The 21,173-nt window shown below is 36.2% G+C and carries 20 protein-coding genes; 6 read left to right on the top strand and 14 right to left on the bottom strand.

The annotated features are described in order from the left end of the window. Positions 1–41: 41 nt before the first annotated feature. The 4 genes from HMPREF2603_RS05825 to cyoE all read right to left on the bottom strand — a co-directional run bounded on the left by HMPREF2603_RS05825 (position 42) and on the right by cyoE (position 3,061). Complete coding sequence (locus tag HMPREF2603_RS05825; protein ID WP_060803953.1) at positions 42–482, bottom strand: YlbF/YmcA family competence regulator; 441 nt, start codon at positions 480–482, stop codon at positions 42–44. A gap of 14 nt (positions 483–496) precedes the next feature. Next, positions 497–1,537 (bottom strand): CAP domain-containing protein, encoded by a 1,041-nt coding sequence (locus HMPREF2603_RS05830; RefSeq protein ID WP_060803913.1) that lies wholly within the window; start codon positions 1,535–1,537, stop codon positions 497–499. A 125-nt stretch (positions 1,538–1,662) separates the two neighbouring features. Next, the gene (locus HMPREF2603_RS05835) at positions 1,663–2,124 is read right to left on the bottom strand and encodes a DUF420 domain-containing protein (protein WP_002480547.1); all 462 of its coding nucleotides are present in this window, start codon (positions 2,122–2,124) and stop codon (positions 1,663–1,665) included. A gap of 25 nt (positions 2,125–2,149) precedes the next feature. Next, positions 2,150–3,061, bottom strand: a complete 912-nt coding sequence (cyoE, locus tag HMPREF2603_RS05840; protein WP_060803912.1) for a heme o synthase — start codon at positions 3,059–3,061, stop codon at positions 2,150–2,152. Between the two features lie 320 nt (positions 3,062–3,381). Between cyoE and HMPREF2603_RS05845 the strand changes: the two genes are divergently transcribed. Further along, positions 3,382–4,308, top strand: a complete 927-nt coding sequence (locus HMPREF2603_RS05845; RefSeq protein WP_057510365.1) for a COX15/CtaA family protein — start codon at positions 3,382–3,384, stop codon at positions 4,306–4,308. Positions 4,309–4,459: 151 nt separating this feature from the next. Here HMPREF2603_RS05845 and HMPREF2603_RS05850 read toward each other — a convergent pair whose 3' ends face one another. The 3 genes from HMPREF2603_RS05850 to HMPREF2603_RS05860 form a co-directional block, all read right to left on the bottom strand. Further along, on the bottom strand, positions 4,460–7,909 hold the full coding sequence (locus HMPREF2603_RS05850; RefSeq protein ID WP_002480544.1) for a pyruvate carboxylase: 3,450 nt from the start codon (positions 7,907–7,909) through the stop codon (positions 4,460–4,462). Between the two features lie 393 nt (positions 7,910–8,302). Next, on the bottom strand, positions 8,303–9,523 hold the full coding sequence (ftsW, locus tag HMPREF2603_RS05855) for a cell division peptidoglycan polymerase FtsW (RefSeq protein ID WP_002480543.1): 1,221 nt from the start codon (positions 9,521–9,523) through the stop codon (positions 8,303–8,305). A 235-nt stretch (positions 9,524–9,758) separates the two neighbouring features. Beyond that, a complete protein-coding gene (locus HMPREF2603_RS05860) occupies positions 9,759–10,034 on the bottom strand; it encodes an Fpa/YlaN family protein (protein WP_002480542.1) in 276 nt (91 codons plus the stop codon). Between the two features lie 136 nt (positions 10,035–10,170). Here HMPREF2603_RS05860 and HMPREF2603_RS05865 point away from each other — a divergent pair, with 136 nt between their 5' ends. Together HMPREF2603_RS05865 and HMPREF2603_RS05870 are read left to right on the top strand one after the other, a co-directional pair. Continuing rightward, positions 10,171–10,653, top strand: a complete 483-nt coding sequence (locus HMPREF2603_RS05865) for a hypothetical protein (protein WP_002480541.1) — start codon at positions 10,171–10,173, stop codon at positions 10,651–10,653. A gap of 1 nt (position 10,654) precedes the next feature. Beyond that, complete coding sequence (locus tag HMPREF2603_RS05870; RefSeq protein ID WP_023015935.1) at positions 10,655–10,858, top strand: DUF2197 domain-containing protein; 204 nt, start codon at positions 10,655–10,657, stop codon at positions 10,856–10,858. An 88-nt stretch (positions 10,859–10,946) separates the two neighbouring features. Here the strand turns inward: HMPREF2603_RS05870 and typA are convergent, their stop codons facing one another. After that, the gene (gene typA, locus HMPREF2603_RS05875; protein WP_060803911.1) at positions 10,947–12,794 is read right to left on the bottom strand and encodes a translational GTPase TypA; all 1,848 of its coding nucleotides are present in this window, start codon (positions 12,792–12,794) and stop codon (positions 10,947–10,949) included. Positions 12,795–12,888: 94 nt separating this feature from the next. Here typA and HMPREF2603_RS05880 point away from each other — a divergent pair, with 94 nt between their 5' ends. Further along, positions 12,889–13,080 carry a DUF5325 family protein gene (locus tag HMPREF2603_RS05880; protein WP_002480538.1) on the top strand — a complete coding sequence of 64 codons (192 nt, stop codon included), beginning with the start codon at positions 12,889–12,891 and terminating at the stop codon, positions 13,078–13,080. Between the two features lie 166 nt (positions 13,081–13,246). On the opposite strand, the gene HMPREF2603_RS05885 is transcribed toward HMPREF2603_RS05880, so the two are convergent. Then, positions 13,247–14,065 (bottom strand): inositol monophosphatase family protein, encoded by an 819-nt coding sequence (locus tag HMPREF2603_RS05885; RefSeq protein WP_002480537.1) that lies wholly within the window; start codon positions 14,063–14,065, stop codon positions 13,247–13,249. A 115-nt stretch (positions 14,066–14,180) separates the two neighbouring features. Between HMPREF2603_RS05885 and HMPREF2603_RS05890 the strand changes: the two genes are divergently transcribed. Together HMPREF2603_RS05890 and HMPREF2603_RS05895 are read left to right on the top strand one after the other, a co-directional pair. Beyond that, positions 14,181–14,792 carry a YktB family protein gene (locus HMPREF2603_RS05890; RefSeq protein WP_002480536.1) on the top strand — a complete coding sequence of 204 codons (612 nt, stop codon included), beginning with the start codon at positions 14,181–14,183 and terminating at the stop codon, positions 14,790–14,792. A gap of 220 nt (positions 14,793–15,012) precedes the next feature. Next, a complete protein-coding gene (locus HMPREF2603_RS05895) occupies positions 15,013–16,359 on the top strand; it encodes an Nramp family divalent metal transporter (RefSeq protein ID WP_002480535.1) in 1,347 nt (448 codons plus the stop codon). A gap of 81 nt (positions 16,360–16,440) precedes the next feature. Here the strand turns inward: HMPREF2603_RS05895 and HMPREF2603_RS05900 are convergent, their stop codons facing one another. The 5 genes from HMPREF2603_RS05900 to HMPREF2603_RS05920 all read right to left on the bottom strand — a co-directional run bounded on the left by HMPREF2603_RS05900 (position 16,441) and on the right by HMPREF2603_RS05920 (position 21,170). Continuing rightward, the gene (locus HMPREF2603_RS05900; protein ID WP_060803910.1) at positions 16,441–17,067 is read right to left on the bottom strand and encodes a DUF4064 domain-containing protein; all 627 of its coding nucleotides are present in this window, start codon (positions 17,065–17,067) and stop codon (positions 16,441–16,443) included. Between the two features lie 238 nt (positions 17,068–17,305). Then, positions 17,306–18,451 (bottom strand): lipoteichoic acid stability factor AuxB, encoded by a 1,146-nt coding sequence (gene auxB / locus HMPREF2603_RS05905; protein WP_373879043.1) that lies wholly within the window; start codon positions 18,449–18,451, stop codon positions 17,306–17,308. Positions 18,452–18,484: 33 nt separating this feature from the next. After that, positions 18,485–19,558, bottom strand: a complete 1,074-nt coding sequence (locus tag HMPREF2603_RS05910; RefSeq protein WP_060803908.1) for an ABC transporter substrate-binding protein — start codon at positions 19,556–19,558, stop codon at positions 18,485–18,487. Next, positions 19,555–20,367, bottom strand: coding sequence for an ABC transporter permease (locus HMPREF2603_RS05915; protein WP_060803907.1), 813 nt, complete (start codon positions 20,365–20,367; stop codon positions 19,555–19,557). The genes HMPREF2603_RS05910 and HMPREF2603_RS05915 overlap by 4 nt, the downstream gene beginning before the upstream one ends. Continuing rightward, positions 20,364–21,170 carry an ABC transporter permease gene (locus HMPREF2603_RS05920; RefSeq protein ID WP_002480530.1) on the bottom strand — a complete coding sequence of 269 codons (807 nt, stop codon included), beginning with the start codon at positions 21,168–21,170 and terminating at the stop codon, positions 20,364–20,366. The genes HMPREF2603_RS05915 and HMPREF2603_RS05920 overlap by 4 nt, the downstream gene beginning before the upstream one ends. Positions 21,171–21,173: the final 3 nt, after the last annotated feature.

A 21,173-nucleotide genomic window follows, 5' to 3' on the forward strand; every position in this document is an offset into this window, starting at 1 on the left:
GCTTTATAGCTTATGTAGCGGGTGTTGCTTTGTGTTTTATATTAAGCGTGGATTTGGCATTGGCATGTTCCGCCTGTACTGCATCCATGCATATCTGTTCTAAAGAATGGATTCCCTACTTCAATTTTCACATTATCTGAAATAGAAGTTGCGATAATTGTGATGACTTCATCCACTAAATTTTGAAGTTCAGTTTCTTTTTGTTTATACGCCATCACAGATGGGACCATGTCATATGCTCGTTTACTTTTACGCGTTGCACGGGTCACTGTTTGATAATCTGGATGATATTTACCAAAACGCATCACTTCATCATAACGTTCTTTATATTTCATAAACGTTTGATAATGCGTTTGCGCTGCTTCATCTTCGTTCATTTCTTGACGTGCTGCTATATATTCTTGGTAAATCTCTGAGTTTAAAATCATTTCACTGACTTCATCTACACCATCTAAAACCTCAATGATTTCAGAATTAATCATATTGTCACCTTCCATCAGTCTCCAATAAATATTAATGTATAGTAGCCGTCCATGACATCTCCGCCCATTTCAGTGTATTGTGTATTCAATAAACGAGAACGGTGAATGTCTGAATTCAACCAGCTATGCAAGAGTGTCGGTACGTCATTAAAGTCATAACCAACGTTTTGTCCTACGGCTTCAAATTTTATATTACGATCATCTAGTTGTTGTTTCAAAGCACCTTCAGTAAATTCAACATTTTTTTTATTTGTACTTTCGTATAAGTTTACTGAAGCGATGTGACTCAAATCATTATTTACTTTGAACGGTTTAAGCCCCTTCAAGCTTCTGATTTGATTGGTAACTTCATAAAGCGTCATTAACTGGTTGACGTTTTGTTCGTATGGGACATCTTTATGTTGATTTTCAACGGTTTTTTCATTTGATGTTTGTGTCATTTGATATGGATTAAACATGACAAGTGCATTAGCATCAAGGAATCTTACACCAACCACTTTATTGGTTTGTTGGTCGATATACACTTGCGCATACACATCACCATATTTTATCAGCATTTGTGTTTTCATATCTTCATCAGAAAGTTCTATATCATAAGACTTACCGTTAGCTTTGATACGGGGTTCTGGATTAATACTCGTGTTTTCAAAAATACTCGAAGCATCTTCAGAGATATTGATAGGTTCAATATCCGCCTTCGTTCCTGTCGCATAGACTGATTTAATGATATTATTCTTAGCCGTCACAATATAATATTGATTCTGTGCTCTGAAGACATAGTTTTTATAGTCATTTGCGTATGCATAGACACGATCAGCTTGACCGAATTTCTTTGTCAAACCGCTGATGTCATTGTTGACCCATGTTCCAATTCCTGACTTAGGTTTTGGATTTTCAGTCTCCGGCCCTTTTTTCTGTGTTTGTTCAATTTTTGTCGACGATTTCTTGTTTGGATTTTCTAACACATCAAATTTCAGCCGTGGCGAATAAAATAAATAGATAAGAAAAGTTATGAGAAGCAAGACGCCTATAACTTTAATAATTAAATTCCTCATTCTCCGCCCACCTCAATGTTAAGTAATTATCATTGTACACGTTTCACACGCACACTCGCAAGGATAGTCTTTATGTAAAAACATCGACTGACAACAGATAACGTCATCAGTCGATGTTTTACATTTTAAAAGCCGAAAGTTGCTTTAAATAATGAAGTTGTTTCTCCACCTGGGTACATAACATATAACAAGATGTACACGATAATACCTGTGAACGCTGTAAAAATCCAAATAATCGCTGCCCAAGGTCCAACCTTGCGGTGAAGATTAAATTTGTCTTTAAACGCTGTGATGATTTGGAATAATCCCATTAATCCACCCACCGTTGATAACGCGATGTGGAAAATCAAGAAGAAATGGTAATATCCTTTTAACCATGCAGGTCCACCGAAAGCAGTGTTCCCGATAAAGAATGTTCTACTTGCATAAATGATAAAGAATGTTAATGCGAAGAATGCTGCAGTCAACATTACTTTCTTATGCGCTTCAATTTTACGTTTTTTAATCAAGTACCATCCAACAATAACTAACGCCGCACAAATTTGAATACAGCTTGTACTTATCGTCGGCAATATAGGTAGACTCATAAATCTCATCCTATCTTCAATTTATTTAAATCATATTGATTAAAGAAATTACGACTGCTAATGCAAAGAATAGCACTAAATAGTTTAGTGAGTAAACAAACATTAACGTAGCCCATTTCTTTTGATTGAAGTTCTTCTTGAAGCTTGTTAAGCCAAGATATATCCAACCTAAGTTCAGAAGTGTTGCCAATACAACGAATACCGTACCTAAATTTGTAAATAATAATGGTAAAGGTAATAATGCGACTAACCATAAAAGCATACCTACACGTGTACGGTTAAAACCTCTAACAGATGGTAACATAGGAACTTTAGCTAAAGCATATTCGTCTTGACGTTTAATAGCTAAGGCATAGAAATGAATCGGTTGCCAACAAAATACCACTAAGAATAACGCAATTGCTGTTAAGCTTAGTTGGCCTTCAATTGCTGTCCAGCCGATTAAAGGCGGTACTGCACCTGGGAAGCTCCCGATAACAGTATTCCAAGTTGTGTGGCGTTTAGACCAAATTGAATAAAATGATACGTAGCCGATAATGCCCATTAAACCAATGACACCTGATGGTATATTTAGGATAAATAATAAGATTTCTCCTAGAACCATCATTCCGAAACTTAAAATCAATAAATTTTTATTTGAAATTCTGTTATTGACTGTCGGTCTTGACTGTTTGCTTGGCATAATGCTGTCAATATCTTGGTCATAATAGTTATTGAGTGCACATGCGCCCCCCATGATGAGCGTTGAACCGATCATCATCAACAGAATTTGCGGTATAGATGATAGGAAGGAGTGATTCGTTAATACAATCGCTAGCCATGCTCCTGTGAAGGCAGGAATTAAGTTCCCTTGAACGAGCCCCATTTTAATAATTGCTTTCAGTTCTTTAAGGGTTACACGACCAGAAGCTTGCGACAAAGTATGTCCTTTATCCATAATGCCCCTCCTTAAAATATTCATATAATACAATGATATAGCAAAAAGTAATAGTTGACTAGGCTAAATAAGACAAATTTGTGACACTTTAGCGACAACACTAATTTTCAAAAAATCGTCATTTTTGTGACACATTTTCAATCCACATGCTATTAAAATTTATAGCCATTATTGATATAATGTTTATAAATATTTACAATTTATCAAATGACAAATAGGCTTGAGGCATGGAATTCGGATTCGTCTTACATACTTGTTCGTACAAATCCCTCCTTTCCTCTGCCTTTATCTATGTCAATTAATCAGTGGGGTGTTTTAAATTGTTTAAAAAACGTAACCTTAGATGGTTAGCTGTTCTCGCAACAGTTATTATGGCATGGGTTCAATTAGGTGGCGCACTTGTAACAAAAACAGGTTCAGCCGATGGTTGCGGATCATCATGGCCATTATGTCATGGTGCTTTATTACCGCAAAACTTACCTATTAGTACAATTATCGAGCTCAGTCACAGAGCAACATCTGCTTTATCATTAATCGTTGTATTATGGTTGGTCATTACAGCTTGGAAGAATATCGGGTATATCAAAGAAGTTAAACCACTGGCAATTATCAGTGTCGGTTTCTTGCTTATCCAAGCATTAGTCGGAGCTGCAGCAGTGCTTTGGCAACAAAATGATTACGTGCTTGCATTGCACTTTGGTATCTCATTAATCAGCTTCTCATCTGTTTTCGTATTGACATTAATCATCTTCGATGTAGATAAAAAATACGAAGCGAACAAAGTACACATAGATCCTAAACTTAGAATCTATACTTGGACAATGGCGATTTGTTTATATGTCGGCATTTACACAGGTGCTTTAGTACGTCATACAGATTCATCATTATCTTATGGTTCATGGCCATTACCATTCGCAGACTTGATTCCACATACAGAACAAGACTGGGTACAATTCATGCATAGATTATTAGCACTTATCGCTACAATCAGTGTGTTCCTTGCATTTAACTATGCAATCAGACACTATCACGAAAACCGTACCATCCGATACGGTTACACAGCAGCATTACTTTTAATCGTACTGCAAATTATCACAGGTGCTTTATCAATCTTCACAAGCGTGAATTTATTCATCGCTTTACTACACGCATTAATTATCACATTTGAATTCGGTTTAATCGCCTACTTCATCTTATTGATGCTGCGTACAAAACGTGTTGAAAAAGTTAAAAATAACGCTTATTAATACAAATAACCGTTGAACAGACATCACTGTTCAGCGGTTATTTTTTGTTGCTTTATCCAAACTTCTTAATCACTTTTACTATAAATAGGCTTCTCAAGAATAGAAATACCGGAAACTGAAGAGAGTATCAGCTTCCGTCATATTTTAACGATTATTCATCTTTTTCTAATTCCACTAATAAGTCGCCTGTTTGAATACCTTCACCATTTGTGACAGTAACTTGTTTTACTGTACCGTTGAATGGTGCTTGTACTGTTGTTTCCATTTTCATTGCTTCAGTAATCAAGAGTGCTTGTCCGCTTTCTACGTGATCACCCACTGCAACTTTAACTTCTGACACTGTACCAGGCATTTGTGCACCGATATGGTTAGGGTTAGCTTTGTCTGCTTTTGGTTTTACTGTCGCATTCGTTTTCACATTTTCATCTTGAATTTTAATTTGACGTGTTTGACCGTTCATGATGAAGAAGATTGTTCTGACACCTTTATCATCTGGTTCAGTAATTGCTTCTAATGTGATAATCAACGTTTTACCTTTATCGATTTCCACTTCAACTGTTTCACCCGTACGCATACCGAAGAAGAATGTCGGCGTATCTAATAATGACACATTACCGAATTGTTCTTTCGTAGCGATGTATTGTTCATAAACTTTAGGATAAATCGCATAACTGATTAAATCTTGTTCAGTGACAGGTTTTTCTTGTTTTGCTTGAAGTTCTTCACGTAACGCTTCAAAGTCGATATCTTCAAGGTATTCACCTGGACGTTCTGTTAATGGCTTTTGACCTTTCAACACAACTTTTTGAAGTTCTTTATTGAAGCCGTCTGTTGGTTGACCGATTTCACCTTTGAAGAATGAGACCACTGATTCAGGGAAGTCGAGTTTGTAACCGTCTTTTAAGACATCTTCTTCTGTTAAATCATTTTGTACCATGTATAGCGCCATATCGCCGACTACTTTTGAAGATGGTGTTACTTTAACAATATCTCCAAATAAGAAGTTTACGCGACGATACATATCTTTAACTTCATGGAATCTATTGCCTAAGCCTAAACTTTTCGCTTGTTGGTTTAAGTTTGAGTATTGACCGCCAGGCATTTCATATTGGTAAATTTCTGTGTTCGGTGATTTGAAATCACTTTCGAAGTCACTATAGTAATGACGTACTGTATCCCAATATTGACCTAAACGTTCAAGACCATTGATATCTGTACGTGCATCACGACCAAAGCCATTTAAAGCATAGTACAATGAGTTCGCACTTGGTTGACTTGTTAAACCACTCATAGATGATACTGCTGTATCAATCACGTCCACACCTGCATCTGCAGCTTGTTTATACGTTAAAATACCGTTACCGCTTGTATCATGTGTATGCAAGTGGATTGGTAAATCAACTGCAGCTTTTAATTCTCCGATTAATTCAAAAGCAGCTTTAGGTTTTAATAAACCAGCCATGTCTTTAATCGCAAGAATATGGAATCCTTCTTTTTCCAATTCCTTCGCAAGGTTCACATAGTAATCTAATGTGTAAATATTAGAGCGTTGCGGATCTAAAATATCCCCTGTATAACAAATTGTACCTTCAGAGATTTTACCCGCTTCTTGAACCGCTTCATTCGCCACTTTCATTTGGTCTAACCAGTTCAACGAGTCGAAAATACGGAAGACATCTACGCCAGCTTCAGCACTTTCTTTTACGAATTTCTTAATCACATTATCAGGATAGTTTTTATAACCTACTGCGTTTGATGCACGTAATAACATTTGGAATAAAATGTTAGGAATGGCTTTACGCATTTGTTCTAGACGTTCCCATGGATTTTCTTTCAAGAAGTTATAAGCAACGTCAAATGTCGCACCGCCCCACATTTCAAGTGAGAATGCATCTTGTAAGATTTCCGCTGTTTGTGATGCGATAGCTAACATATCTTTCGTACGCACACGTGTCGCAAGTAAGGATTGATGCGCATCACGGAATGTTGTATCTGTAATCAACACATCTTCTTGTTTTAATAACCAGTCCGCAACAGCTTTAGGACCTTGTTCATCTAAGAGTTGTTTTGTACCTCTTAATTGTTTGATTTCTGATCTTGGTACACGGTCTACATGTGGACGTTCAAAATCCGGTTTTTGACGTTTTTCAACACTTGGGAAGCCGTTGATTGTCACATTACCAATGTATTCTAATGTTTTAGTACCACGGTCTTGTGTTGGATTAATTTCAAACAACTCAGGTGTTTCTTCGATGAATTTAGTTGTATAGTCGCCTTCTTGGAATTGTTTATTGCGAATCACGTTAATTAAGAATGGAATATTCGTTTTCACACCACGAATACGCATCTCACGTAAAGATCGATCCATTTTTTCAATCGTTTGTTTAAACGTTAACGCATGTGTAGACAATTTCACTAATAATGAGTCATAGTATGGTGAAATTTCAGCACCTTGGAATCCATCACCAGCATCTAAACGTACACCGAAACCACCACTAGAACGATAAGCGATAATGTGGCCAGTATCCGGCATAAAGTCATTTGTCGGATCTTCAGTTGTGATACGACATTGAATCGCATACCCTAATGTATGAATATCATCTTGATGCGGAATACCGATTTCATCGTCAAATAACGATTCGCCATCTGCTACAAGAATTTGTGTTTTCACAATATCGATACCTGTAATCATTTCAGTGATTGTATGTTCTACTTGTACACGTGGGTTAACTTCAATAAAGAAGAATTCATCGCCAGATACTAAGAATTCAACTGTACCTGCGTTGACATAGCCCACATTGTTCATTAATTGTAATGCTGCGTCACAAATACGTTGACGTAAACCTTCATCCATACCTACTGACGGTGCAACTTCAACAACTTTTTGGTGACGACGTTGTACAGAACAATCTCTTTCATAAAGGTGAACAATATTACCGTGTTCATCACCCATGATTTGAACTTCTATATGTTTTGGTTCATTAATGTATTTTTCAATATAAACTTCACTGTTACCAAAAGATTTTTGCGCTTCAGATTTCGCACGTGTAAAGGCTTCTTCAAGTTCAGACTCCTCATTCACAATACGCATACCTTTACCGCCGCCACCGCTAGTGGCTTTAATCATCAATGGGTAACCTGCTTCTTTCGCAAAATCTGCAGCTTTATGATAATCCTCAATCGGACCATCTGTACCCGGAATAACTGGTAAACCAGCTTCAATTGCTGTGGCACGGGCTTTCACTTTATCACCAAACATATCTAAATGTTTAAGTTTAGGGCCGATAAAGATAATACCTTCTTCTTCACAGCGTTTTGCGAAGGTTTCATTTTCACTTAAGAATCCGTAACCTGGATGAATCGCATCAACATTCGCATTCTTCGCAACTTCAATAATACGTTCAATATTTAAATAACTGTCAGCAGGACCTAAATCCTCTCCGACTAAATAAGATTCATCAGCTTTGTTTCTATGTAACGAACCTTTGTCTTCATTTGAATAAATTGCGACTGTTGTAATGTCTAATTCAGTGGCTGCACGGAAAATACGAATTGCGATTTCACCGCGGTTTGCTACCATTAACTTATTAATCTTCTTCAAGTGATCAACCCCCAAAAATCAATTATTAGAATTTTCTAAACCTTTGTTGTAGATAATAGTATACCAAAACACGAACATTAATGTTAGTAGATGTATCTGTTCTGATATGTAAACTTCAAGCCAAACTATACTGTTTCAGCAACTTATAAACACGCCACCAAAGCATGTTAGACAGTGCTAGTATAGATAAGACATATAGAAGCATATCCGTATTATATCATATTTTCTTATAACACATCATAAACTTTATTTATACTTATTTCTGAAAGCAATCATTTTAGCTTAACCATTATTCTTAACATTTCTTACTCGTCAATAAAAAACGTTTGTCTTTTTAAGAATCTTTCAATCGACATAAAAAAGACTGAACGTGCTTACGCTCAGTCTTGTCATTTAATATCTTCTTGGAATATCAATATGTTTTTGTTTTGCTTTTTGTTTATCCATCTTGATTTGTTTCGCAGTAATTAATAATAAGCCTAAGGCGATACTTAAACTGATCATAGAGGAACCACCGAAACTAATAAATGGTAACGGTACCCCTGTTAATGGAATTAACGCTGAAATACCACCTAAGTTAACGAAAGTTTGACTGCCGATATAACTTGCGATACCAACACAAACAAGTTTATAGAAATAAGAACTTGTTTCAGAAGCTAATTGGAAAGCTCTATAGACAATAAAGAACAATAATCCAATCACAAATAGGCCTCCGATTAAACCAAGTTCTTCACATATGACCGCGAAGATAAAGTCTGTATGCGGTTCTGGCAGATAGCCGAGTTTTAACACACTGTTGCCGATACCTTTACCGAATAATCCCCCATTCCCAATCGCCATTAAGGAGTTTGAAATATGGTAACCTGTACCAGATTCAAAATGGAATGGATCTGTCATAATTCTAAAACGGGCAACTAAGTATGCAGGTAACCAACCTGCAATGGCGAATAGTACTAATGCAATACTGCCGCCTACCAATATGATACCGCCCCATTTTAATAGCGGTTTAATCCAAATACCTGCATAAAGCATAATGGACATAAAAATAATGATAATCAGCATCGTTTGCCCAACATCACGTTGGAATAGCACCATGATAATACATACAATGATAAATAATAACGGATTCAGTATTAATTTCGGATTCGCAAGTACGCGCTCACGCTTTTTATTAATCATGAATGGCAGATAAAGTATAATGGCGATTTTCAACAACTCTGAAGCTTGTAAGTTCATAAACCCTAAGTTAATCCAACTTTTAGAACCATTGATATTTTTACCGATTAATAACGTAAAGAATAGCAAAAGGAAAATACCTGCCATCATAATTTGTTGCACACGTGTTTGCTGTAAAAATTTAACGTTCATGAAGAACGCCATAAAAAATACAATAATAAAACTCATCACAACGTACATTAACTGTCTTGTATAAAAGTACGTACCAGACACAGGTGTACCCCCTGTTAATGTCCCTTTAGTAGCAGGAACCATACTGGCACTGTAAACCATAATCAACCCAATCAAACACAGCATTATATATGTAATCACTAACGGATAATCGATATATTTTGCATACTTTCCGACATACCGAAAGAAAGATTTTATGTTATTCATTTAAAAATCATCCAATTCTCATATTTGAAGTGTTTTCAAATATATTTAGAGTTTGTATAAGACTTTAATGTCTTAATTCTGTTTTCACTTTGACGATATCTTTATAAAACCACATTTTTAAGTCGTGTTGCAAGCATTTCTGTATGTTGAAAAGAAATAAAAAAGTGACTGTACATTCTATCAACTTCTGACAGAACTGCAGCCACTTTGTGCGGTTTAATCTGATGCTGTGAAATTAAACGTTTGTGAATGCTTCATGAAGTTTAGACAATTCTTTTTCAAGACGCAACATGATTTCTTTACCTTGTTCGATATCGATCAAGCCTAAGTTTGCTGCAAAGTCTACTTCTTTTTGTAAGCCAAACATTTGTGTATCTAAAACTTCTTCATACAAAGGACATTGCGGCAATGTTAAATTGTCCATTTGTACTTTAATTAATTGCAGAATGCGATCTGCATCTTTATTTAATTGGTCATATGCCGCGTTATTGATTGTGTTCGATTTCGTCATGACATACTCCCCCTATCATTTGTTTGTCATATTAAAAATTTTAGCCTACTCAAAACTAAATTGCAAGTAAATTTCGAATCAGTAACTCTATTCTATGTTATCATAGACTCAGATATTATAAAGGGGAGCGCATAACATGATACAAATTAAGGGTAAAGTTAAATTTCCAATTACTTTAGACAGTACAACTTGGATTTTTGACGATCGTAAAGTAAAAATCGAAGATTTAGAAGCAGGCGTCTTTGAAGGAACAAAACCTGTCGAATTCCAAAATAACCGTGAATGGAATCGCGCAATTTTGGAAGGACAAACAAATCCTCCAACCCTGAATTCTGAAATCAAGTATAAAAAGCGTGCCATGATTGAGGACACATTTGTGATTAACATGACACCTTTCTTCAAGAATGCTGAACCAAATGACGATGCCACAGCAATTCGTCTATCTAACGATGAAGATTCAATCGAAGTACCGTTAAGCTTATTACCTTACCTGTTCTTTAAATTCGCAGATAAAGGGAAACGTTTATATGATGACAACGGTGTAGACAGCTTCGTGTACATACCTGAAGAAGGGTATTCACATGAATTCAAACATGTGACGTATATCGAGGTGGTATAATTTGATAAAAGTACAGTGTATCATCTGTGATACAGAAGTACTCATGGATGAAAATACATTGGAAGCCAAACAGCTGCGCAATCATCCTATGCGCACATTTATGTGTGAAGATTGCAGAAGTCGTTTAGATGTTCCTAAACAACGTAATAACTTTTATAAAGCACAAGAAAAATTCAATATATTAACAGAAGACCATGACGATTGATTCATGGTCTTTTTTTCTTCCTAAATACTAAAAAAGAAGCCCGAATCTTTATGATTCAGACTTCTTCATTATCTTAAAGCTGTAACGATTACTCGTCTTCAGCCATTAATTGTTTAATACGTTTTGCTTCTTTTTCACGTTGAGATTTATTTAAAATTTTCTTTCTCATACGGATACTTTCAGGTGTTACCTCTAACAATTCATCGTCATCGATAAATTCTAACGCTTCTTCAAGTGTTAAGATACGTGGACGTTTCATTGTTTCAGTTTGGTCTTTCGTAGCTGAACGTACGTTGGTTTGGTTTTTAGTTTTAGTGATATTTACTGTTAAGTCATTATCACGGTTATTTTCACCAACAATCATACCTTCGTATACTTCAGTACCTGGTTCCATGAAGTTAGTACCACGGTCTTCTAAACCAATAATTGCATATTGGCTTGCTTTACCTTGGTCCATAGAAACTAATACACCATTACGACGTCCGCCAATACGACCTTTAATACGTGGACGGAATTCTTCGAATGTGTGGTTGATGATACCATAACCACTTGTCATTGACATGAACTCAGTTGTGTAACCGATCATACCACGTGCAGGCACCATGAATACTAAACGTGTTAAACCATTATCTGTAGTCACCATGTCTAACATTTCACCTTTACGTTGTCCAAGTGACTCGATAACTGAACCTACATTTTCTTGAGGTACTTCACATTGTACGCGTTCAAATGGTTCACATAAAACGCCATCGATTTCTTTAAGGATTACTTGTGGTTTAGATACTTGTAATTCAAAACCTTCACGACGCATATTTTCAATTAAGATAGATAAGTGTAATTCACCACGGCCTGCGATAACCCAAGCATCTGGTTGGTCAGTTGGTGTTACTTTTAATGATACGTCTGTTTCAAGTTGTTGATCTAAACGGTCTTGAATTTGACGTGCAGTCACATACGTACCTTCACGCCCTGCGAATGGTGAGTTATTTACACGGAAAGTCATTTCAAGTGTTGGTTCATCAATACGTAAAACAGGTAATGCTTCTTGATGGTCATGTGGTGTTACTGTTTCACCTACGTTGATATCTTCCATACCTGAAACCGCAATTAAATCCCCAGCATGTGCTTCTTCAATTTCTTCACGTTTTAAACCGAAGAAACCGAATAATTTGCTGACACGGAAGTTTTTAACACTGCCGTCTAATTTTAATAATGAAACTTGATCTCCGACTTTGATTGTACCGCGGAATACACGACCAATACCGATACGACCTACATAGTCGTTGTAATCAAGTAACGCGATTTGGAATTGTAAAGGTTCATCGCGGTTATCTACTGGTGCTGGTACATAGTCTAAGATTGTTTCATACAATGATTGCATGTTTTCATCTTGTTTATCTGGTTCTAAGCTTGCTGTACCGTTTACAGCTGATGCATATACAACTGGGAATTCTAATTGGTCATCATTTGCATCTAATTCGATAAATAAGTCTAAGACTTCATCTACAACCGCTTCTGGGCGTGCTGCAGGTTTATCGATTTTATTTACAACCACTACAGGTTTTAAATTTTGTTCTAACGCTTTTTTCAACACGAAACGTGTTTGAGGCATTGTACCTTCGTAGGCATCAACAACTAATACAACACCGTCTACCATTTTCATGATACGTTCCACTTCACCGCCGAAGTCAGCGTGACCTGGTGTGTCTAAAATATTAATTCTAGTGCCTTTATAATTAACTGCAGTATTTTTCGCTAAGATTGTAATACCACGTTCTCTTTCAATATCATTAGAATCCATTGCACGTTCATCAACATGCTCATTCTCACGGAAAATACCAGATTGTTTTAATAATTCGTCAACTAATGTTGTTTTACCATGGTCAACGTGAGCAATAATAGCAATGTTACGTACGTCTTCTCTTAAATTTGTCATACTAAATTTCCTTTCTTGAGTAAATTCCCACTTCAATTTGCAACTTTTTTATTATATCATATTATTGAGCAAAGAATAATAAGGTGGGGTTTGAATGCAGAAAAAAAAATCAAAAGCTATATTTTGGCTTTATTCTGTTCTTGCAGTCATTTTCTTAGTACTGTTCAGTTTTAGCTTAGGTGCTCAAAATTATTGGTTTATGGCGATTACAGCCATTATCCTAATTGCGATTTTCGGTGCCGGCTTTACAACTAAGAAAAAATATCGCGAAAACGATTGGTTCTGACCAATCATTACATGAATTTTTAACATAAAGGGTTCCACTCCTTGCAGTACCCTGCAGGAGAAAGAATACACATATATTTCAGTCAAAAGAAAAAAGGTTGGGTACCTAGATGCTTTTTGAACAATTGCTTGTTTAAACAGCTTCGATGGTCCCGACCTTTTATTTTTTATCGATATCTTTTGTGTAATGTCTCAAAAGTTTCTTTTTCCGGCAACATGTGTTTCGTTAAAATTTCCTCATGTATGGATTGATTGCCGACCAATACAGAGTGCGGCTGATTTAGTGAAAGTGGATTACCTAATAAATCCGTACCTTTACCGCCTACTTCATTTAAAATAATTAAAGCACCGGCATAATCCCAAGGTTGTAATCTCGGTGTTAAATATGCACCTAATTTTCCTTGCGCAACATGAATCATTTCTAAGGCTGCAGAACCATAAGCGCGACAACTTCTCGCTTCATCTACTACCTTTCTGAATATAACACCAATCACCGGCTTTGTTAACCAATTTGGATTAATTCCAATCAAACTTTTATTTAAATCCGAATTCTCAAGCGGCTTCATTGGATGTTCGTTTACAAACGCACCCTCTCCTGCTTTTGCATGATAGAGCAAATCATTCATGACATCATAAACAAATCCTGCATAAGGCTCTCCATCATTATAAATACCGATAGAAATCGCAAAATTTTCTTTTTGATGCACAAAGTTCAATGTGCCGTCAATCGGATCTATAACCCAGACAATACCTTTTTGTTCAACTTCAGACATCGGTCTGCCATGTCCTTCTTCACCAATAAATTGATGGTCTGGATAATTCTCCATAATGTTATTGTAAATAAAATCTTCCGTTGCTTTATCAACATTTGTCACCAAATCATTTGGATTGGATTTTGTTTCAATATTGATATCTTGCTGCATCATTTTACGGATATTATTACCCGCTTCAATTACAAGTCCTTTTGCAAAATCATATACTGCCATTTACGAACACCCCTTCTATCATATTATAACTAAATCATTTCAGAATTTCATTTACTCTAAATCAAGCCAAAATTATGCTACAATGTTTTCAATCATAACAACAGGAGGCTTTGTCATGTCTAACTATACTTTTTCTTCTAAAGACTTTAAAGTCTTTGAAGTGCCTGGATTAGAAGCACGAATGGCTGAAATCGAACAACACATCAGACCAAAACTACATCAGTTGGGTGAACACTTCGCTGACTTCTTATCTACCCATACAGCAGATGAATTCTTTATGCATATCGCAAAACATGCACGTCGTACAGTAAATCCGCCGAAAGATACTTGGGTCGCTTTCTCTACGAATAAACGTGGTTATAAAATGCTGCCGCATTTCCAAATCGGTTTATACGAATCACAAGTCTTTGTCATGTTCGGCGTTATGCATGAAGCTAAAAATAAAACGCATTACATTGAGGTCTTTGAAAATCACTTCAAAGATATTGAAAACTTGCCTGCAGACTACCGTATTTGTGTAGATCATGTCAAAATGGATAAACCATTGATCCAAGACCTATCGACTGAAGACTTAGAACAAGCATTGTCACGTGCAAAACAGCTTAAAAAAGGCGAATTCTTTGTTGCACGTACACTCTCACCTGATGCACCTGAGTTAAAGTCAGATCAAGCATTCCTCGATTATTTAGAAGATACGTTTGAGCAACTGTTAAAGTTTTATCCATAATAGCATAATACCGAGCATTTAACTATTCATTCAAAATTATCGTGCTGATTTAGACAAAGTTTGCCTTATACTACTTTGTTTAAATCAGCTTTTCTTTTTCACCTACATCTCGTTGCTTACAATTTTAAACGTAAAAAACAGTTTTATTAGGTTGACCTAATTTTATTTTTACTTTATTATTAAACCATTGTTAGAACATAGAGAAGTGGGGGTGACCTTTTTGACTAAAAGACAGGTCAATTATAATAACGACAGCTTAGACGAAATCAACAATACTGTCAGTTTCAATTCAAACAGCAGTATCAAGCAGAAATTCCTTTCATTCTTAGGACCGGGCTTACTGGTTGCAGTAGGTTATATGGATCCTGGTAACTGGATTACCTCCATGCAAGGCGGAGCCAAATACGGTTATATTCTGCTTTTTGTAATATTAATTTCAAGTTTGTCTGCCATGTTGCTTCAAAGTATGACAGTCAGACTCGGTATCGCATCAGGCCATGACTTAGCACAAGTCACAAAACGTTTTTTAAATAAACCTTTAGCATTTATATTCTGGATCATAGCTGAACTCGCAATTATTGCGACAGATATCGCAGAAGTTATCGGCAGTGCCATTGCGCTTGATCTATTATTCGGAATTCCATTGCTTGTCGGTGCGATCATCACAGTACTTGATGTCTTTATCTTATTATTTATTATGAAATTCGGTTTCAGAAAAATTGAAGCCATCGTCGGTACGTTAATCTTTACTGTACTCGCAATCTTCATCTTTGAAGTTTATATTGCTTCACCTGACGTTGTCAGTGTATTAAATGGTTTTATACCTAGCAGTCATATCGTTACACAACAAGGTGCCTTATATATTGCCTTAGGTATTGTTGGTGCAACGATTATGCCGCATAATCTTTATTTACACTCATCTATCGTCCAATCAAGAACATATAATCGTAAAGATGAAGCTTCTAAAGCACAAGCCATTAAATATGCGACAATTGATTCAAACATTCAATTGACTATCGCATTTGTGATTAACTGTTTATTACTTGTTCTAGGTGCTGGTTTATTCTTCGGTACAGGCAATGCAGATAATCTTGGCGGTTTCTATGACTTATATCAAGCCTTAGAACAACAACCGTTGCTTGGCGCATCTCTTGGCGGTTTAATGAGTACTTTATTCGCAGTCGCTTTACTTGCGTCAGGTCAAAACTCAACGATTACAGGTACCCTAGCCGGTCAAATCGTTATGGAAGGTTTCATCAACTTGAAATTACCAAACTGGGTAACACGATTAATCACACGTTCTATCGCAATTATTCCAGTTATCATTTGTTTAATTATCTTCCATGGTAATGAAAGTATGATGGAACAACTCTTAGTCTTTTCACAAGTATTCTTAAGTATTGCGTTGCCATTTACTTTAATCCCGCTTCAACTTGCGACTAACAACAAAGACTTGATGGGAAGATTTAAAAACAAATTATGGATTAACATAATTTCATGGTCATTAATTGTTATCCTAAGCGGATTAAACATCCATTTAATCATCCAAACATTCCAAGAACTGTAAACAAAAGCTATACAATAAAAATAAAGCAGCTGCAATCCAGTAAGTTTCCCCTTTACGGATTGCAGCTGCTTTTTAATTTTATTATTTGAAATCGTCTAAATCATGTCTGCGTGGACGTTCATGATCGTCTCTTCTACGTTGTTTAGCCAATTCACTTTCATTCGCATTTTCTTCATAATGCGCTTCGTGATTAGCTTCTGAATCAAATTTGTCATGTTCTGCTTTGTCTCTTACCTGTTTGCCTTCAGGATTGACTTTTTCATGATTGTTTGTGTTTTCATTATCACGTGTAATGTCTTCGAAATAGCCATGATTTCTGTCGTACTCTTTGTTGGCTTCACGTTTAGCTTGGCTTCTTCTAACAAATAACATAATCGCTACAATAAAGAATAAAATAGATGCGATAAAGTTTGAGAAGTATAAACCAACTAGTGCCGCGACAATTAAGATAATACCTGCAGCAATGCGGTTTTTCTTAATTAATATAAGACCCACTGCTGCGATAATTGCGACAACAATCAAACCAATCGTTGTGAAGACCATTGTTTGATGCAAGAATTCAGGTGACATACTGGAATCCCCTTGTTTTAACAGAATGTCAGCCAACATGCCATCCTTCATGAATGTACCGATTAAGAACAGCAACATGTAGAGTACTGTCAGACCTACACCGATCCATCCAATGATTCTTTCTACTTTTCTATTCATTGTAATACCCTCCTGATTAAGCGAAATTGAAGCGTCGCATTATATTCTTCGCTGACTTCATCCGCTTTTTTAAGGCCGCTTAACGGGTCTTATAAACGTAACTACCCTTAAAGCACTCAATTTATGCATAAATCAATTTAAATTTCATTTATTTCAACTATGCAATAGAAAATTTTTTGGTTTTTTACCAAGATAAAAACCGAAAGCAACGATAGTCATTGCTTTCGGTTTATCAAAATTATGATTTTTTATCTGAATCTTGTGCTTGTGTATCTTCAGTTGACTGTACGTCATCTTCTTTTGTTTCTTGCGTTGTCGGTGATTTACCTTGGTTGAATGAACGACGTTCTTCAAAGTTCATGCGTCGTTGATTCACAGCACTCGGACGATTTTTACGTGCTTCTTTCGCACGACGTTTTCTTTCTTTTTTCTCACGTTTACGTGCTGCTTTCTCTTCAGCTGTTTCACCTTTACGCGGTTCAACATCACGATATTTTACTTCTTCAGGCTCATCAGAAGGTTCTTGCATACGCGCTTGTTCACGCTCATATGCATCTTGTTCTTGTTGTTCTCTGACTTCTTCTTCTGATTTTTGTTTATATTTCGCCTGACGTGATAAGAATTCAGGTTCACTTTCATCTTCACGTTTTGTGATTGGTTCTTCAGACTGTACAGGTTCTTCTGTATCTTCTGTTTGATGTGTCTCTTGTACTCTGTCTTTTTTCGGTACATATGGTTTCACATCATCTTCTTCGTCATCATACTCATCACGTTTTTCATAAGAAGGTTCATAACGTGGTGTTCTCTCGTCTTCTGGATAGCCATGTGGACGTCTTACAGGTTCACGGTCATATCTATCATAATCATCATAACCGCCCTCATATGGTACATAACCACCGCCATAACGTGGTACAGTTTCTATTCTATCTTTACGCGCAAACATCATAATTGCGACAATGAAGAATAGTACTGGTATAACGATTGTTGCGAGTAGTAACACTAAAGGCAATGTAATGATAGATGCAACTAAGAAGAGAATTCCAGATAACACTCGGATATTCATAGAAATGAGTGCTAAGAATGAAATTAATAAACAGACAATTAAATAAACAATGACGGCCCAAATACCGTTTTGAAGCCAAATCACAAATTGTGTTGTATTTAAACTGTTATTTGCGAGCACTTGTTGTGCTAAATCATTATTGTTGATTGACTGTTCAAGATTTTGAATTGATGTATTGTTGCTGAATGACACAAGCGCAATAAACATAGTAATTACTGTTAATAACAATAATCCAATCCAGTTCAGCCAACCTAAGACTTTTTCTGCCACTCTGCTGACTGGACGTTTTATTTGTGTATATTGTGGTTCTTCAGACATCATTAACACTCCCTACTCTACTTACTAATCAAAATATTATTGTAATGACATTTTGAAATTCAAAAAATGCTCATTATAATCATTTAAAATATCTTTACCCAAATCTTTATAGACTTCAAGCCTACTTTGTGTTTCTTTTGAAGGATAAAACCTTTGATCATTTTTAATTTCTTTCGGTAAACGCTTTTTAGCCGCTTCATTCGGCGTCGCATAACCGACCCATTCAGTATTTTGCTTACTGTTTTTTGGGTCTAACAAGAAATTAATAAACTGATACGCACCTGCTTGGTTTTGTGCTGTTTTTGGGATTACCATCGTATCGAACCACAAGTTAGAGCCTTCTTTTGGGACGACATAGTCAAATTCAGGATTCTCTTGTACAATCGGTGCTGCAGTACCGCTCCATACGACTGCGATATTCGCTTCGTGTTGTTCTAACATCATCGTTACTTCATCACCGACAATCCCTTTGACTTGAGGGGCTAAATGCGCTAAATCCGCTTCCGCTTCATCTAAACGTTTCGGATTCGTTTCATTTAAGCTGTAGCCGAGTTTATTCAAACTTAAGCCCATCACTTCCCTCGCACCATCCACTAATATGATATCATTTTTAAACTTCGGATTATATAAACTTCTCCAACTTGAAAAATCATCATGTGGATAGGCGTCTTTATTATAAAGTATACCCACTGTACCGAAGAAGTAAGGTATAGAATAACGATTATGTTTATCATAATCCATATTCATGTAATTTTTATCTAAATATTTCATGTTTGGCAGCTTACTATGATCTAGAGGAACTAATAAATCATCCTTTTTCATCTTTTGAACCGTATATTCACTTGGAAATGCGACATCATAATGCGTACCGCCATTACGAATTTTTGCTTCCATCGCTTCGTTTGAATCAAACGTTTCATAAATTACTTGAATGCCAGTTTCTTTCTCAAACTTATCGATTAACTCCGGGTCGATATATTCTCCCCAGTTATACACATAAAGTTTCTTGCCTGATGCTTGATGTGCTTCACTGCCATACCATTTACTGATCCCTAAACAAATGACTCCTATCACCAGTGCACCGATAATCAATTGTAAAAATCGCTTCATCGCAGTACACCTCGTTTCAAGGACAAGCGGCGTTTTGTATAACGCTGAATCATATAGTATCCGATAATACCAATGATGATAACGCCAAAGATTAACGTTGAAATCGCATTGATTTCCATACTAATACCTTTACGTGCCATCGCATAAATTTCTACTGATAACACACTAAAACCGTTACCTGTCACAAAGAAGCTGACAGTAAAGTCGTCTAATGAGTAAGTCAATGCCATAAAGAAACCAGCCATAATCGCAGGCATCAAATTCGGAATCATGACACGATTTAAAATCTGCCATTCTGTTGCGCCTAAATCTCTCGCAGCCACAAACATATTTTGATTCATATCATAAAGTTGCGGCAACACAATAATGACTACAATCGGAATACAAAACGCAATATGCGAAATTAATACCGTCCAAAAACCGAGCCCCATTCCTGTAAAATGACCAATAGCAGTAAACATAATTAAGAATGACGCTCCGATTACTACATCAGAAGAGACCAATAACACATTATTTAATGTCATAAATGTCAATTTCAAACGTTTCTGACGTAAATGATACAGCGCAATAGCACCAAACGTACCAATTACAGTAGACACAGCTGCAACTAATAATGCCACCGCAATCGTATTGAATAAGATAGCCATTAAACGATCATCTTGAAATAAACTTTGATAATGTTCTAACGTGAAGCCTTCAAAATGAATCATATTGCCGCCTGAATTAAAGGAATATACCATTAAGAAGATAATCGGTACATATAAGCCGATGACTAATAACCAAAGATAGACTTTGCCATACCATGTCATGATCTGCGTCCTCCTTCGTTGCCTGATTTCGTGATGACTAACACGAACGCCATAAATAAGATTAAAACAATCGCAATGGTTGAACCCATGCCGTAGTTTTGAATCACTAAGAATTGTTCTTCAATAGATGTCCCGATATTAATCACTTTGTTACCCGCGATTAAACGCGTAATCATGAACAGTGACAAAGCTGGAATAAACGTGACTTGAATTCCAGAGAGTACGCCTTCTTTCGTCAAAGGTAAAATGACTTTTAAAAACGTCGTCCAACGATTGGCACCGAGGTCTGTAGACGCTTGAATTAAATTCTCAGGAATCGTCTTCATGCTATTGAAAATCGGTAAAATCATAAATGGGATATAAATATAACTCGCAACGATAATAAACGCAGACGCAGTAAATAATAGTTCCATATGAGGAAGATGCATCACATTTAATATTTGATTGATAATACCATCATGACTCAAAATCCCGATAAATGCATACGTCTTGAGAAGTAAATTAATCCACGTCGGAATAATTAATATTAAAATCCACATGTTTTGATGTACAGATTGACGAATAAAATAGGCTGCTGGATAACTGATAATCAATGTGACGAGCGTAATGATGGCCGCATATAGAATAGAAATCCCCATCATTTTGACATAACGCATACTTAAAATCTGTTGATAGTTCGTCAAACTGAAATGGCCTTGATTATCTAAAAATGAGAAATATACTAATAAAATTACTGGAATGATAATAAAACCTACCATCCAAATCATATAAGGAACCATTAAGTATTTATTTAATTTTGTCATCGT

It is taken from the genome of Staphylococcus sp. HMSC055C03 (assembly GCF_001809385.1).
In the GTDB taxonomy this organism is placed as follows: Bacteria; Bacillota; Bacilli; order Staphylococcales; family Staphylococcaceae; genus Staphylococcus; species Staphylococcus simulans.